Below are 13,584 nucleotides of genomic sequence, written 5' to 3'. Positions count from 1 at the left end.
CGTTTCAGGCGGCCGGACTGCGAGCTCCGACGGCGCTCGTGCTGGTCCTCCCCCTCATCTGACCCCTTCGGGGTCTGTCTTCCCCCCTCGCGGGCTTTCAGGGGGAGGTATCGATTTTCATCAATACTTCGGGGGGCGGGGCGGCGTCGCGCGGCGGGCCGGGCCAGGGCTCCGGGAGGAAGCGGCCGGCGGGGTCGGCCCCCCCGATCCAGGCCCGCAGGACGGCGGCGCCCCCCAGCAGGAAGGTCGACCAGCGCCGGGGCTTGGGGGCGGCGGCCGGCCCCGGCCCCGGCTCGGGCTCGGGTCGATCGGCGGCGTCGGCCGCGCCGCCGACCTCCAGCGTCCACAGGGTCGCCAGGGCCATCGCGGCCCACAGCCGGGCCGCCCGCGCCGGGTCGGCCATCCGGCTCCGCTCCCACCGCCAGCCGTCGCTCTTGATCTTCTTGAACGAGCACTCGATCCAGGCCCGCACGGCGTACCAGGACGCGTCGGCCTGTTCCGGCGGCAGGTCGGTGAGGATCAGCCAGGGGTCGGCGCGGCCCTCGTCCCACCGCGCCAGCAGCGTGCAGTCCAGCCGCGCCTCCTTCGTCTTGAAGGCCTGGCCGCGGGCCCGGAACCGGGCCCCGTGCCGCGGGGCCAGCTCGGGCATCCGCGCCCATCGGCCCCCCTGGGGCCGGAAGCAGCCCCGGGCCCTGGCCCGCATCAGCGGGTGCCAGCCCAGCTCGACGATCGCCCGGAACAGGCCCGACGACTCGATCCCCCGGTCCGACAGGACGAACACGCGTCGGTCCGGCCCGACGTGCTCGCGGAGCAGGCCCAGGAGCCGCTTCCAGTGCGGGTTCCAGGCCCCCGGCTCGTTCCCCGGCAGGACCGCCCAGGCGACCGGCACGGCGCACGACCGGTAGAGCGCCGCGACGCACAGGACCGTCATCCGATCGCCCAGCGCGGTGGCGTCGACGGCCAGGGCCAGGGGGCCGTCGCCCCAGCTCGAGAGGACCCAGCCCAGCAGCGGGCCGAAGCAGGCCTCGGGATCGAGCTCGCGGCGGGACCGGCCCCGCTTCGAGGCGGCCGGGCGGTAGAACTCGCGGAGCCGCTGGCGGACCGTGCCGGGCCCCACGTCCAGCAGGGCCGCCAGGTGGACGGCCACCCGGTCCAGCCCGCCGCCGCGTGCCAGGATCATCCCGAGGCTGTACCAGGCCAGGACCCGGGCCTGGCATCGCGACAGCGTGGGGAACCGAGTCGCGACGCGGTCGGACCAGCGGTACAGTAGTTCGGGGCGGGGCATGGCTCCTCCCGGTCGAACAGCGGTCAGCCCTGGTAAGCCGTCCGCTATAAACCGGGACCGTGCCCCGTTCCATACCCCTCTCCCATAAGCCGGACGAAATACCTCCCCCTGAAAGGGAAGGTGGCCGAAGGCCGGATGAGGGAGACCGTCATCGCGGACGAACTCAGGAGGCGACGGCCCTCGCGCTCGTCGCCCCCTGATGCGCCCCTGCGCGGCCCCTTCCCTCACAAGGGCGCTCCGTCGAAAACTCCCGGCGTCGCTCCGCTCGCCGTCGAGACGTTGACTGGACAAGCCCCTTCAGTGCAAAGGACGTGGCGGCGGTCGGAAATTGGCTTCGTTCGCTCCGCCATACAAGCGAAGCCGATTTCCCTAATCGATTTGACACCAACACATTAAACAAGATACCATCTCCGCGGAATTGGCTTTGTTCGGCGGATTTCGTCGATCTCTCCGCAGGTTCGATCGGGCCGATTGGATCGTCCGGGGGAGAGGGAGGGGGCCGGTTCCGGGAGTGCCCCCTACCTGGACGATTTGACCGGATCGCCGATCCGGGACGGTGACGCGTCCCGTTTCAGGGGATTTCCAGGACGATCTTGCCGAACTGCCCCGCCTCGTCCATGTGCTGGTGGGCGGCCGAGGCCTCGGCGAGCGGGAAGGCGCGATCGACGACGGGGCGGAGGGAGCCGTCGGCGAAGAGGTCGAGCATGGCGGCGAACTCGGCCGGCGAGCCCATCGTCGTGCCCAGCAGGTTGAGTTGCTTCCAGAAGACCTGGCGAGTCAGGAAGTCGGGGACCGGGCCGGTCGTCGCGCCGAAGGTCGCGATCCGGCCGCCGGGGCGGAGGAGGTCGATGCAGGCGGCGTAGGTCTCGCCGCCGACGCCGTCGATCACGACGTCCGGGCCCTGGCCGTCGCTCAGTTCGCGGATCTTGTCGACCCAGCCGGCGTCCTTGTAGCAGGCCCCGCCGTCGGCCCCGAGCGCGCGGGCGCGTTCGAGCTTCGCCTCGTTCCCGGACGTGACCAGGACCCTCGCCCCCAGCTTCTTGGCGAACAGCAGGGCGAACGTGGCGACGCCGCTTCCGATCCCGGGGATGAAGACCGTCTCGCCGGCCTGGGCCTTCGCTCGCGAGACGAGCGCCCGGTAGGCGGTGAGCCCCGCGAGCGGGATCGCGGCGGCCTCATTCCAGCTCAGTCCGGCGGGCCTGGCGTGGACGTTCTCGGCCGGGACCTTCACGAACTGGGCGTAGGTTCCGGCGTCGGGGAGGCCGAGGATGCGGAAGTTGGGGCCGAAGAACCGCTCGTCGGTCCCCCAGTCGAGGCTCGGGTTCACGACGACCTCGCGACCGACGAGTGAGGCGTCCACCCCCTCCCCCACCCTCTCGACGATCCCCGCGCCGTCGGAGCCGAGGATCGCCGGCAGCTTGATCCCCGCGTACTGCCCCTTGCGAATCCAGACGTCGCGATGATTCAAGGCCGCCGCCTTCAGGCGGATCACCGCCTCGCCCGGCCCCGGCGTCGGATCGGCGACGTCCTCCAGCCTCAACAGTTCGGGGCCCCCCAGGTCGCGCAGCAGGATCGCTTTCATGGTGACATCCTTTCGTCTGGTCTGGCGAGAAGTCGCTCCGTCCCGGCCGAACTTCGGCGGGACGCGGCGAGATCCCTTATCATTGTCATGATGCGGGCCGGATCAAGGGGTGGCGAGGGCCGACCCCGTTCGCCGGCCCGATCACCGGGAAGGAGCCGAGGATGAACGATCCCGTGCGGCGTTCAGACGGAGACGCGGAGCCGCCGCCGTCCGGGGCGATCGACGACGGTCGCGAGGAGATGGCCCGGATCGCCGAGAGCCTCTCGGCCCTGATCGGGCGGATGATGGAGTTTCAGGAGGAGTTGGAGCCGTTCCTGAGGATCCTGGCCGAGCCGGAGCCGGAGCCGGAATCGGAGCCCCCGGCGACCGGCCCGAACGACGAGGCGGTCCCGGAAAGGGGCTGACGGATCGAACGACGGCCTCTCTCCCCGGCGAGGCAAGGCGGCCCACACGGACGGATGAGGGGAAGACGAGTACGAAAGCCGTCCGGGATGGCGGTCCCCCTCATCCGTCCGTGCGGGCCGCCTTCCCCCACCAGGGGTAAATACATGATCGCGCCATCATGTCTTAATACGTTGAGGCGTCTCGGCGAAGGCCTCGAGGGTTACTCGGCGTGATCGCGACGGCCCGCAATTCGACCTGCTGGGGCCGTCTCTCAGGCTTCGCGGCCCGGTCGCATGTTGTCGTCCAGGTCGTCGAGCATGGCTTCCAGACCGTCGAGGCGGGGGGTGGGGGGGAGCCGCCGGGCCGGGGGATGCGGGAAGGCGTGCCGAGGTCGATGCTCTCGATGTAGGTCGTCGGCGCGGCCGCGTCGGCGCGCGGGGGGGACCGGCGTGCTTCGCTTCGAGGCGGTCCTGGATCATGGAGATCGCGTGGACGATCTGCATCAGGCCGTCGTACTCGTCCTGCTCGGCGGGTTCGAGCCCGCCCTGCATGATCTTCTCGACCAGCGCGTCGATCCGGGCCTTGACGTCGTCGGGCGCGTACAGATCCAACACCGCCCGCGCCCCTTCGGGCGAGAGCTGATCGACGATCGCGTCCAAAAGCCGTTCCAGCGTGGTGGGGGGATTGTTGGCCATGGGGGCATCATAATTCGGTGGCGGATGGAAGGGAACACCGATCGGCCTCCTCCCGCTCCCTCGCCGCGCGTTCGGCAGCTTCCCGGTCACGGCGCGCCTGGCGGCGATCCAAGCGGTGGGCCGTCAGCAGCAAGATCCCGAACCAGGCGACGCAGCCGACGATCGCCAGCGCCTTCGGATGGGCCGGCCGAGGCCAGAGGCGGTTGAAAGCGAAGATGCCGACGGCCCCGACGACGCCCCAGGCCGGGAAGAACGCCAACGGGCCCATCAGGTCCGGGTCGGAACGCCACGAAATTTCTCGCTCGACTTTCCCCTCGGCCGGGGTCATCGCGCGGAAGAGCGACCACATCCCGGCGACGACCGGGACGACGGCGAACACCGACGGATGCCTCGTCCACCACCAGGCGACGGCCGCGACCGCGGCGGACGCGACGAGCGCGGGGGCGAAGATCCGCGTCCAGCGCGCGCGGGTCGCCAGGATCTCTCCCGGGCCGGGGACCGCTCGGGGCTTCCCCCCTTCCCCGAAGCGGGTCTTGTAGGCGAAGAGGTCCCAATCCGACTGGATCTCGGGCCGGATCGCTTCGCGGAGCCTGGCCACGATGGCGTGGCGCTGGTCGCGCCCGAGCTCGGCGAAGTTGACGACGAGGCGGGTCGCAGGGTCCCGGACGACGAGGCTCCCGCCGACCGGATGGATCCGCCATCGGGCCTCGACCGCGTCGGCCAGGTCGATCTCCACCCGTCGGACCACGCCCTGCGAGACGACCCGCGAGCCCTGGAACGTCAGCGAGCCCCGATGGTAGTCCAGCAGCATCCAGGCGGAGAGCCCCGCCATCAGGAACGGCACCGAGACGACGGCCGCCAGCGCGAGTCGATTCGCCGCCGGGGGCGACTGCAGGACCAGGACGACGAAGCTGAAGACGCCCCACGCCAGGAAGCCCAGCAGGAAACCGACCCCCTGACGCCACTGCGAGCGCGACCGTCGGTACGTCGCCTCGATGGCGGGCCTCCTTCGTCAGCGCGGGGAGACGTGGTATCCCGTCATGGTGGTCGGGATGCGGTAGAGGCTCTTGCCGGCGAGGATGTAGAGCACCCGACCGCCGTCGCCGCCGAATTCGACGTTGGCGGCGGGTTCAGGGGTGGGGATCAGGGCGATCCGACGGCCTTCGGGGGTGAAGACGGCCGCCCCCTTCGCCGTGGCGCCGACGATCCGGCCGTCGACGGTGATGGTCATGCCGTCGATCCCCGACTCCTCGCCGAAATCGTGGATCACCCGGATTTTCGAGTCTTTATCATCGTCGTCGTCGTCATCGTCGTCGATGTCGACGGCCAGGAGCGCCCGGCGGTCGGGCCCGTTGTCGGCGACGTAGAGGGTTTCGCCGTCGGGGCTGACGACCAGGCCGTTGGGCTTCTTGGCGCCGGTCTCCAGCCGGGTGACGCGGCCGTCGGGGTCGATGCGGAAGACGCCCTCGAAGTCCAGCTCGCGGGGTTCGTCGCCGACGTAGCGGGGGTCGGTGAAGTAGACGCGGCCCTTGTCGTCGATCGCGACGTCGTTGGGGCTGTTGAATCGCTTGCCTTCGAAGCGGTCGGCCAGGGTACGGCAGTCGCCGTCGGGGTCGGTGATCGAGATCCGACGGCCGCCGCCTGTGTTGGCGCCCTCGGCGACGATCAGCCGGCCCCGGCCGTCGATGATCATCCCGTTGGCCCGGCCACTCGGCTCGCGGAAGACCTTGGTCTCGCCGGTGCTGGGGTTGAACCGCATGATCCGGTCGCCGATGTCGGAGAACAGGATCGAGCCGTCGGCCGCCGTCGCCCCCCCCTCGGTGAACGTCCCCTGGTCCCAGAGCCTCTCGACCCGCTCCAGCGGCTCGACCACCTGATCGAGATCATCGTCGTCGTCGACCCCGCCGACGCCGAGGGCCGTCAGACACATGAGCATAAATGCGGAAGCGAACATGGCGGGGAAGCTCCGTGAGAGGCGGTCGGGCGGGCGACGGGTCAGGTCAGGACGTCCCGGATGACGTGGCCGTGGACGTCGGTCAGCCGGCGCTGGGCGCCGTTGTTGTAGTAGGTCAGGCGCTCGTGGTCGAGCCCGAGCAGGTGGAGGATGGTGGCGTGGAAGTCGTGGACGTCGACGACGTTCTCGACGGCCTGGTAGCCGAACGGGTCGGTCGCGCCGAAGCTGTATCCGCGCTTGACCCCCGCGCCGGCGAGCCAGGCGGTGAACCCCTTGGGGTTGTGGTCGCGGCCCTGCGTCCCCTTCTGGAAGGTCGGCATCCGGCCGAACTCGGTGGACCAGACGACCAGGGTGTCGTCGAGCAACCCCCGGTCCTTCAGGTCGATCAGGAGGGCGGCGGCGGGCTTGTCGAGGATGGGGCCGTGGCGGTCGTAGTCCGACTTGATGCGCTTGTGGCCGTCCCAGTTGAGCGCGCCTTCGCCCATCGCGAAGGCCCCGTTGAACAGGGTGACGAACCGGACCCCGCGCTCCAGGAGCCGCCGCGCCAGCAGGCAGTTGCGACCGAAGCCGGCGAGGATCGGGTCGGGGTCGTCGAGTCCGTAGAGCGAGCGGACGGCGGGGCTCTCGCGCGAGAGGTCGCCCACCTCCGGCGCGCTGAGCTGCATCCGCGCGGCCAGCTCGTACGCCGCGATCCGGGCCGACAGCTCGTCGTCGCCGGGGTTGCGCGCCAGGTGCTCGTCGTTGAGGATGCGGATCAGGTCGCGGGTGGCGCGGTCGTCGTCGGGCGAGACCTTCTCGGGCCGGGCCAGGTGGCGGATCGGCTTGTCGGCGTTGAACGACGTCCCCTGGTAGACCGCCGGCAGGAAGCCGTTGGTCCAGTTCGCCGGCCCCTGCTGCGGGTCTCCGCGAGGGTCGGGGATGGCGACGTACGCCGGGAGGTCCTGGTCGTCGGTCCCGAGCGCATAGCTGACCCAGGCGCCCATGCTGGGGAAGCCTTCGAGCGTGAACCCGGTCGACATGAACATCTCGCCGGGGCCGTGCGTGTTCGTCTTCGAGGTCAGCGAGTGGATGAAGCACATGTCGTCGACCCGCTCGGCCAGGTGCGGCAGCAGGTCGGACGCGTACTTGCCGGATTCTCCCCGGGGCTTGAATTCCCAGGGGCTCCGGGCGAGGGCGCCGTTCTCCCCCTGGAACGTGAGCAGCTTGTCGGCGCCCGGCATCGGCTCGCCGTGGCGCTTGATCAGCTCGGGCTTGTAGTCCCAGGTGTCCAGGTGGCTGACGGCCCCGGTGCAATAGATGTGCACGACCCGCTTGGCCCTGGCGGGGAAGTGGGGGGGCCGAGCGGCGAGCGGCCCGGCCTTGGGCCCGTCGGCCGCGAGCAGCCCCTTCTCGGCTAGGATCGCGCCGAGCGCGATCCCCCCGACGCCCGTCGCCATGTGCGACAGGAACCCCCGACGGTCAAGCAAGTGCCGCCCCAGCGGTGCGTCGTGTGCGTGGCTCATAACCGTTCATCATGCCCGACGGCCGAGGCGTTCGCCAGAGCATCGTCGACGAGCAAGCCGAATCAGGTCCGCGACGCGCGGCAAGGCGGCCCCGCTCCTCCGTGGAGCGGGACCGCCCTGTGATGCGAACCGGGTGAGCCGAGGGGGGAGAATCAGGCGGCGCGACGGCTGCGGGCGCGGCGGGCGGCGAAGAGGCCGGCGGCGCCGAGGGCGAAGGCGGCGGAGATCAGGCTCGCCGGCTCGGGGACGGCGGCGGTGCTGTTGGTGCTGGACAGGTTGTCCCAGTAGATGCCGCGGTTCACGCCGGTCGTCGTGTTGTGGCCCTGGAGGATGATGTTGCTCAGGGCCACGGTCCCGTTGCCGCCCCCGCCGCCGATGACGTCGCCGTCATAGGTGTAGACGAAGTCCCCGCCGACCAGCCCGAAGCCCAGGGTGTGGAACCCGCCCAGATCGGCAGCGGTCAGGGCCTTTGCCAGGGTGAACCCGCCGTTGATGGTGTCCCACACGTAGACGCCGAGCTCGCCCCGGGTGTAGCGCGAGATCTCGATGATCGGGTAGGCCGAGACGTCGTCGGCGGCGTCCACTCCGGTCCCCCAGAACCCCGCGAAGCGAAGCGCGTCGGAGCCGTCGTCCTGCCATTGCGCGTCGATGTAGAGGTCGATGCTCGCCGCGAAGGTGCCGGGCTCCAGGTCGAACTTGCGGCCCTGGGTGTTGTAGAACGCGTTGGCTTGCGCGTCCGAGGCGCTGATGGTCTGGAGGAGGCGGTCGTCCCCCAGGAACGACTGCTGGCTGACGAAGCCGGCCGGCACGTAGCGGTCTTTGTACCACACCCCCGGGGCCTGCGTGTTGCCAAGGACGACCGGGTCGCTGAAATCCATCTGCATGTCCGCCCGTGCGGCGGCGCCAACGCTCGTGGTCAACAGGAAGGCGAAACCCAGGATGCGGTGAACGGAGGACTTCATCATCAATTCTCCAAGACGTTGCGCTTAAGATTCTCGCCATGCATCGCGAAGGCCGGCGTCTTTGCTCGTTCCTCGTCCCATCCTTGCGTTGATCATCAAAGACGTGATCTTTCGCTGATGTCTTGCGACCGTGGGGTGGAGCATAAGATCGATGCAGGCGCCCACGCAAACCGGGTTGAGGGGTTTCATCGCATGACGCGATTCCGCCACGCGCCGGCGCCGCGCGGGCCGGCCCGCGTGCGGCCTGTGCATCGCGACGACGCGCCGGGGCATCCCGTCGCCTCGCGAGGACGCCTCCAGGCCTCGCGGGCCGGGCGGGACGCCGCCGGCGTTCGCTATCGATTTCCCGAGGAGTTCGCTACGATCGGCCGTCGGGCCTGGGGATCGAACGTGACGAGGGAGGGGATGGGATGAGGATTTCGCCGGGGGTGCTGGTCGCCGGGTTGGTGCTGCTGGGTCGGATCGGTTCGGGGTCCGCGGCCGCGGCCGAGGGAGCGAAGCGGCCGAACGTCGTGCTCATCATGAGCGACGACATGGGGTTCTCGGACCTGGGCTGCTACGGCGGCGAGCTGACGACGCCGAATCTCGACGCCCTGGCGGCGGGGGGCGTGCGGTTCACCCAGTTCTACAACGCCGCGCGGTGCTGCCCGACGCGGGCCTCGTTGCTGACCGGGCTCTACCCCCACCAGGCTGGCGTCGGCCACATGATGGAAGATCGCGGCCGGGACGGCTATCGCGGCGTCCTCAACCGGAATTCGGCCACGATCGCCGAGGTCCTCAAGCCGGCCGGATACCGGACCTACATGACCGGCAAGTGGCACCTCACGCGATTCACCGGCCCCAACGGCGACCGCGCCACCTGGCCCGTCGGCCGGGGGTTCGAGAAGTTCTACGGGACGATCATCGGCGCGGGGAGCTACTTCGACCCCGGCAACCTCTGCCGCCAGGAGACCCTCATCACTCCCGCGAACGACCCGGAATATCAGCCCGAGTCATATTATTACACCGATGCCATCTCGGACAACGCGGTCAAATACATTCGCGATCATGAGGCCGAATCGCCCGACAGGCCCTTCTTCCTGTACGTCGCCTATACCGCCGCGCACTGGCCGATGCACGCGCCCGAAGACGCCATTGCAAAATACAAGGGGAAGTACGACGCCGGCTATGCGCCGGTCCGCGAGGGTCGCCTGGCGCGTATGAAGGCCATGGGCCTCGTCCCCGAGGACGCCGAGATCACTCCCGCCTCCGACGACTGGAACGAGGTCGAGGACGAGGCGCGCGAGGCGAGCTGCAAGGAAGTCTACGCGGCGATGATCGAGACGATGGACGCCGGGATCGGCCGGATCGTCGCGCAGTTGAAGGCGGCGGGAGAGTTGGAGAACACGCTCATCCTCTTCCTCCAGGACAACGGCGCCTGCGCGGAGGACATGGGCCGCAACAAGCCCCAGCCGCCGGTCGACGGCCTGAAGCCGCTGGGACCGGACGACCTCCAGCGCCGGGGCGGGCCGCCGATGCAGACTCGCGACGGCCGCCCCGTCCGCACCGGGCCGGGGGTCATGCCGGGCCCGGCCGACACCTACGTCGCCTACGGCCGGGGCTGGGCCAACGTCAGCAACACGCCCTTCCGCGAGTACAAGCACTGGACTCACGAAGGGGGGATCTCCACGCCCCTGATCGTCCACTGGCCGTCGGGCGTGAAGCCCGATCGCAACGGCAAGCTGGAGCCCCAGCCCGGCCACCTGATCGACGTGATGGCCACCTGCGTCGACCTCGCCGGCGCGACCTATCCCACCGAGGTCGACGGCCGTCCCATCAAGCCTCGCGAGGGCGTCAGCCTGCGTCCCGCGTTCCAGGGCGAGCCCCTGAACCGCCCGGGGCCCCTCTTCTGGGAGCACGAGGGGAACCGCGCCGTCCGCGACGGGGACTGGAAGCTCGTCGCCAGGTCGAACGAGCCGTGGGAGCTGTACGACATCGCCGAGGACCGCTCCGAGCTTCACGATCGGGCCGCCGAACACCCCGACCGCGTCCGGGCCATGGCCGCCGCGTGGGACGCCTACGCCGCCCGCGCCGACGTCCTCCCCCTGGGCGCCTGGCGAGGCGGCGAGCAGGCCGCGCCGAGCCGGAATCGCCGGTTCGAACTCAAGGCCGACGCCGATCTTCGGCGCGGTTCGGCGCCCGCCGTCGAGGGCAGGCCGATCAGCCTGATCGCGAAGTTCACCGTCCCCGAGGAACAGCCCGACGGCGTGATCGTCGCCCACGGCGGGACCGCCGCCGGCTTCACGCTGTTCATCAAGGACGGCCGCCCCTCGTTCCTGGTCCGCGACGGCGCGGGGCGCGGCGACGCCGCGAGGGTCTCCGGCCCGCGCTCGCGCCCGGCCCCCACGCGCTCGTCGCCGGGATCGACAAGGCCGGCAAGCTGACCCTGGAAGTCGACGGTCGCCCCGCCAAAACCGCCCAGGGCCGCCTCATCGGCCGCCAGCCCGTCGACGGCCTTCAAGTCGGCCGCGACGACGACGGAGCCGTTGGCCCCTACATCTCCCCCAACACCTTCCGAGGAACCATCGAGTCCGTGGTCGTCGAACTCGGCGACTGACGCCGCAAAGACCTCGACGCGCCGGCACGGAAGCCTTTCCTTCTCCCCTGGTGGGCGAAGGATCGCGCCGACGGCCTCCGTCATCGCGGGCGGGCCGGAACGCCCGACGGTTTCCGTGCTCGTCTTCCCCCTCATCCGGCCTTCGGCCACCTTCCCCCGCGAGGGGGGAAGGACTTTACGGCCCGGATTCGGACTGCGACGGCTTTCGCTCCATCACGGTCTTCCCCCCTGGCGGGCTTTCAGGGGGAGGTATTTCGTCCGGCTTATGGGAGAGGGGTATGGAACGGGGCACGGTCCCGGTTTATAGCGGACGGCTTACCAGGGCTGACCGCTGTTCGACCGGGAGGAGCCATGCCCCGCCCCGAACTACTGTACCGCTGGTCCGACCGCGTCGCGACTCGGTTCCCCACGCTGTCGCGATGCCAGGCCCGGGTCCTGGCCTGGTACAGCCTCGGGATGATCCTGGCACGCGGCGGCGGGCTGGACCGGGTGGCCGTCCACCTGGCGGCCCTGCTGGACGTGGGGCCCGGCACGGTCCGCCAGCGGCTCCGCGAGTTCTACCGCCCGGCCGCCTCGAAGCGGGGCCGGTCCCGCCGCGAGCTCGATCCCGAGGCCTGCTTCGGCCCGCTGCTGGGCTGGGTCCTCTCGAGCTGGGGCGACGGCCCCCTGGCCCTGGCCGTCGACGCCACCGCGCTGGGCGATCGGATGACGGTCCTGTGCGTCGCGGCGCTCTACCGGTCGTGCGCCGTGCCGGTCGCCTGGGCGGTCCTGCCGGGGAACGAGCCGGGGGCCTGGAACCCGCACTGGAAGCGGCTCCTGGGCCTGCTCCGCGAGCACGTCGGGCCGGACCGACGCGTGTTCGTCCTGTCGGACCGGGGGATCGAGTCGTCGGGCCTGTTCCGGGCGATCGTCGAGCTGGGCTGGCACCCGCTGATGCGGGCCAAGGCCCGGGGCTGCTTCCGGCCCCAGGGGGGCCGATGGGCGCGGATGCCCGAGCTGGCCCCGCGGCACGGGGCCCGGTTCCGGGCCCGCGGCCAGGCCTTCAAGACGAAGGAGGCGCGGCTGGACTGCACGCTGCTGGCGCGGTGGGACGAGGGCCGCGCCGACCCCTGGCTGATCCTCACCGACCTGCCGCCGGAACAGGCCGACGCGTCCTGGTACGCCGTGCGGGCCTGGATCGAGTGCTCGTTCAAGAAGATCAAGAGCGACGGCTGGCGGTGGGAGCGGAGCCGGATGGCCGACCCGGCGCGGGCGGCCCGGCTGTGGGCCGCGATGGCCCTGGCGACCCTGTGGACGCTGGAGGTCGGCGGCGCGGCCGACGCCGCCGATCGACCCGAGCCCGAGCCGGGGCCGGGGCCGGCCGCCGCCCCCAAGCCCCGGCGCTGGTCGACCTTCCTGCTGGGGGGCGCCGCCGTCCTGCGGGCCTGGATCGGGGGGGCCGACCCCGCCGGCCGCTTCCTCCCGGAGCCCTGGCCCGGCCCGCCGCGCGACGCCGCCCCGCCCCCCGAAGTATTGATGAAAATCGATACCTCCCCCTGAAAGCCCACCGGGGGGGAAGGCATGATCGCGCCGGCATTCTTCTCATTAAAGGGGCGAGCTGAGCGCGCTCGTCCGGCCTTCGGCCGCCTTCTCCCACAAGGGGATAAGGCATGAAGGCGCCAGCAGGTTTTGTGGGTTCGAGGGGAGGAGGGGGGCTCAACTCAGGAGCGGGGGCCGCGGTCGCCGGCGGGGTAGGCGCCCCAGCCGAGCTTGTCGCGGAGGGTGCTGTAGAAGCTGTGGCCGGGGAGGCGGATGATGGGGAAATGGGAATCGCCGCGGCGGACGATCACGCGGTCGCCCGACTGGAGCGGGATCTGGATCTGACCGTCGATGACGAGGATCATGGCGATCCCCTCGCCCCGGACCACCAGCTCGTAGGTCTTGTGGCCGCTGTCGACCAGCGGGCGCTGGGTGAGCGTGTGGGCGCAGATCGGCGTGACGACGAACATGTGGGCGCTGGGGGGGAGGATCGGGCCGCCGGCCGAGAGGCTGTGCGCGGTGGAGCCGGCGGGCGTGGCCAGGATCAGGCCGTCGCCCCGATAGGACATCACGCTCTCGCCGTCGATGGACAGGCCGATCTCGACGATTCGGAAGTAGGGCGCGGCGCGGAGCACGGCGTCGTTGAGGGCGTGGAAGACCCGGGTCGGCCCCCGGGCCGAGATCACCTTGACCGACATGGTCATGAGATTCTCGATCGTGTACCGGCGGGCGGCCAGGTCGGGGAGCCGTTCGACGAAGGTCTCGACGGTCAGGTCGGCGAGGAAGCCGAGCCGGCCGGCGTTGACGCCCAGGATCGGGGTCGGCCTGTCGGCCATCCGGCGGACGGTGTGCAGCACCGTGCCGTCGCCGCCGACGACCACCGCGACGTCGGCCGGGCACTGGGAGAGGTCCGAATCCGCCGAGAGGTCGATCCCCACCAGGGCGAATCGGGGGACGGCCCGGATCGCGGCGGCCACCCGTTCGACGTAATCCTGGACCTCCTCACGGGTGCCGTTGCCCAGGATCATCAGTCGAAGCGGGTGGTAGCGTCCCGGCGGGCCGGGCGTTTCGAGGGTCGTCGCCATGGGGAACTCCCCGGGCCCGCG

11 protein-coding genes are annotated in these 13,584 nt (G+C 70.7%); 3 read left to right on the top strand and 8 right to left on the bottom strand.

The window, feature by feature from the left end; genetic code table 11:
• Nucleotides 1–97 precede the first annotated feature (97 nt).
• Both VT85_RS23025 and VT85_RS23020 read right to left on the bottom strand, forming a co-directional pair.
• Nucleotides 98–1,285 carry a transposase gene (locus VT85_RS23025; RefSeq protein ID WP_068411429.1) on the bottom strand — a complete coding sequence of 396 codons (1,188 nt, stop codon included), beginning with the start codon at nt 1,283–1,285 and terminating at the stop codon, nt 98–100.
• Between the two features lie 571 nt (nt 1,286–1,856).
• Nucleotides 1,857–2,867 (bottom strand): zinc-binding dehydrogenase, encoded by a 1,011-nt coding sequence (locus VT85_RS23020; RefSeq protein WP_068420329.1) that lies wholly within the window; start codon nt 2,865–2,867, stop codon nt 1,857–1,859.
• 161 nt (nt 2,868–3,028) lie between these two features.
• Here VT85_RS23020 and VT85_RS23015 point away from each other — a divergent pair, with 161 nt between their 5' ends.
• On the top strand, nt 3,029–3,271 hold the full coding sequence (locus VT85_RS23015; protein ID WP_068420328.1) for a hypothetical protein: 243 nt from the start codon (nt 3,029–3,031) through the stop codon (nt 3,269–3,271).
• A 156-nt stretch (nt 3,272–3,427) separates the two neighbouring features.
• On the opposite strand, the gene VT85_RS27955 is transcribed toward VT85_RS23015, so the two are convergent.
• The 5 genes from VT85_RS27955 to VT85_RS22990 form a co-directional block, all read right to left on the bottom strand.
• Nucleotides 3,428–3,946, bottom strand: a complete 519-nt coding sequence (locus VT85_RS27955) for a hypothetical protein (RefSeq protein ID WP_156513042.1) — start codon at nt 3,944–3,946, stop codon at nt 3,428–3,430.
• A gap of 7 nt (nt 3,947–3,953) precedes the next feature.
• Nucleotides 3,954–4,790, bottom strand: a complete 837-nt coding sequence (locus tag VT85_RS23005) for a hypothetical protein (protein ID WP_068420326.1) — start codon at nt 4,788–4,790, stop codon at nt 3,954–3,956.
• Between the two features lie 168 nt (nt 4,791–4,958).
• A complete protein-coding gene (locus VT85_RS23000) occupies nt 4,959–5,900 on the bottom strand; it encodes an SMP-30/gluconolactonase/LRE family protein (protein ID WP_197490953.1) in 942 nt (313 codons plus the stop codon).
• Nucleotides 5,901–5,941: 41 nt separating this feature from the next.
• Entirely contained in the window at nt 5,942–7,402 is a 1,461-nt protein-coding gene (locus VT85_RS22995; protein WP_068420324.1) for a DUF1501 domain-containing protein, read from the bottom strand.
• A 152-nt stretch (nt 7,403–7,554) separates the two neighbouring features.
• Nucleotides 7,555–8,364 carry a PEP-CTERM sorting domain-containing protein gene (locus VT85_RS22990; RefSeq protein ID WP_156513041.1) on the bottom strand — a complete coding sequence of 270 codons (810 nt, stop codon included), beginning with the start codon at nt 8,362–8,364 and terminating at the stop codon, nt 7,555–7,557.
• A 410-nt stretch (nt 8,365–8,774) separates the two neighbouring features.
• On the opposite strand from VT85_RS22990, the gene VT85_RS22980 reads away from it, so the two are divergent.
• Together VT85_RS22980 and VT85_RS29770 are read left to right on the top strand one after the other, a co-directional pair.
• Nucleotides 8,775–10,787, top strand: a complete 2,013-nt coding sequence (locus tag VT85_RS22980) for an arylsulfatase (protein ID WP_156513040.1) — start codon at nt 8,775–8,777, stop codon at nt 10,785–10,787.
• A gap of 524 nt (nt 10,788–11,311) precedes the next feature.
• Entirely contained in the window at nt 11,312–12,499 is a 1,188-nt protein-coding gene (locus VT85_RS29770; RefSeq protein ID WP_068414114.1) for a transposase, read from the top strand.
• A 161-nt stretch (nt 12,500–12,660) separates the two neighbouring features.
• Here VT85_RS29770 and VT85_RS22970 read toward each other — a convergent pair whose 3' ends face one another.
• Entirely contained in the window at nt 12,661–13,563 is a 903-nt protein-coding gene (locus VT85_RS22970; protein WP_068420321.1) for an NAD(+)/NADH kinase, read from the bottom strand.
• Between the last annotated feature and the right edge of the window lie 21 nt (nt 13,564–13,584).

It is taken from the genome of Planctomyces sp. SH-PL62, from assembly GCF_001610895.1.
Lineage (GTDB): Bacteria > Planctomycetota > Planctomycetia > Isosphaerales > Isosphaeraceae > Paludisphaera.
This window is presented reverse-complemented; position numbering and strand designations above follow the sequence as displayed.

Excerpts from the sequence above, each read along its gene's own strand:
- VT85_RS22995 (WP_068420324.1), bottom strand. The coding sequence starts at position 7,402 with ATGAGCCACGCACACGACGCACCGCTGGGGCGGCACTTGCTTGACCGT.
- VT85_RS27955 (WP_156513042.1), bottom strand. The coding sequence starts at position 3,946 with ATGGCCAACAATCCCCCCACCACGCTGGAACGGCTTTTGGACGCGATC.
- VT85_RS23000 (WP_197490953.1), bottom strand. The coding sequence starts at position 5,900 with ATGTTCGCTTCCGCATTTATGCTCATGTGTCTGACGGCCCTCGGCGTC.
- VT85_RS29770 (WP_068414114.1), top strand. The coding sequence starts at position 11,312 with ATGCCCCGCCCCGAACTACTGTACCGCTGGTCCGACCGCGTCGCGACT.
- VT85_RS22990 (WP_156513041.1), bottom strand. The coding sequence starts at position 8,364 with ATGAAGTCCTCCGTTCACCGCATCCTGGGTTTCGCCTTCCTGTTGACC.
- VT85_RS22980 (WP_156513040.1), top strand. The coding sequence starts at position 8,775 with ATGAGGATTTCGCCGGGGGTGCTGGTCGCCGGGTTGGTGCTGCTGGGT.
- VT85_RS23020 (WP_068420329.1), bottom strand. The coding sequence starts at position 2,867 with ATGAAAGCGATCCTGCTGCGCGACCTGGGGGGCCCCGAACTGTTGAGG.
- VT85_RS23015 (WP_068420328.1), top strand. The coding sequence starts at position 3,029 with ATGAACGATCCCGTGCGGCGTTCAGACGGAGACGCGGAGCCGCCGCCG.
- VT85_RS22970 (WP_068420321.1), bottom strand. The coding sequence starts at position 13,563 with ATGGCGACGACCCTCGAAACGCCCGGCCCGCCGGGACGCTACCACCCG.
- VT85_RS23025 (WP_068411429.1), bottom strand. The coding sequence starts at position 1,285 with ATGCCCCGCCCCGAACTACTGTACCGCTGGTCCGACCGCGTCGCGACT.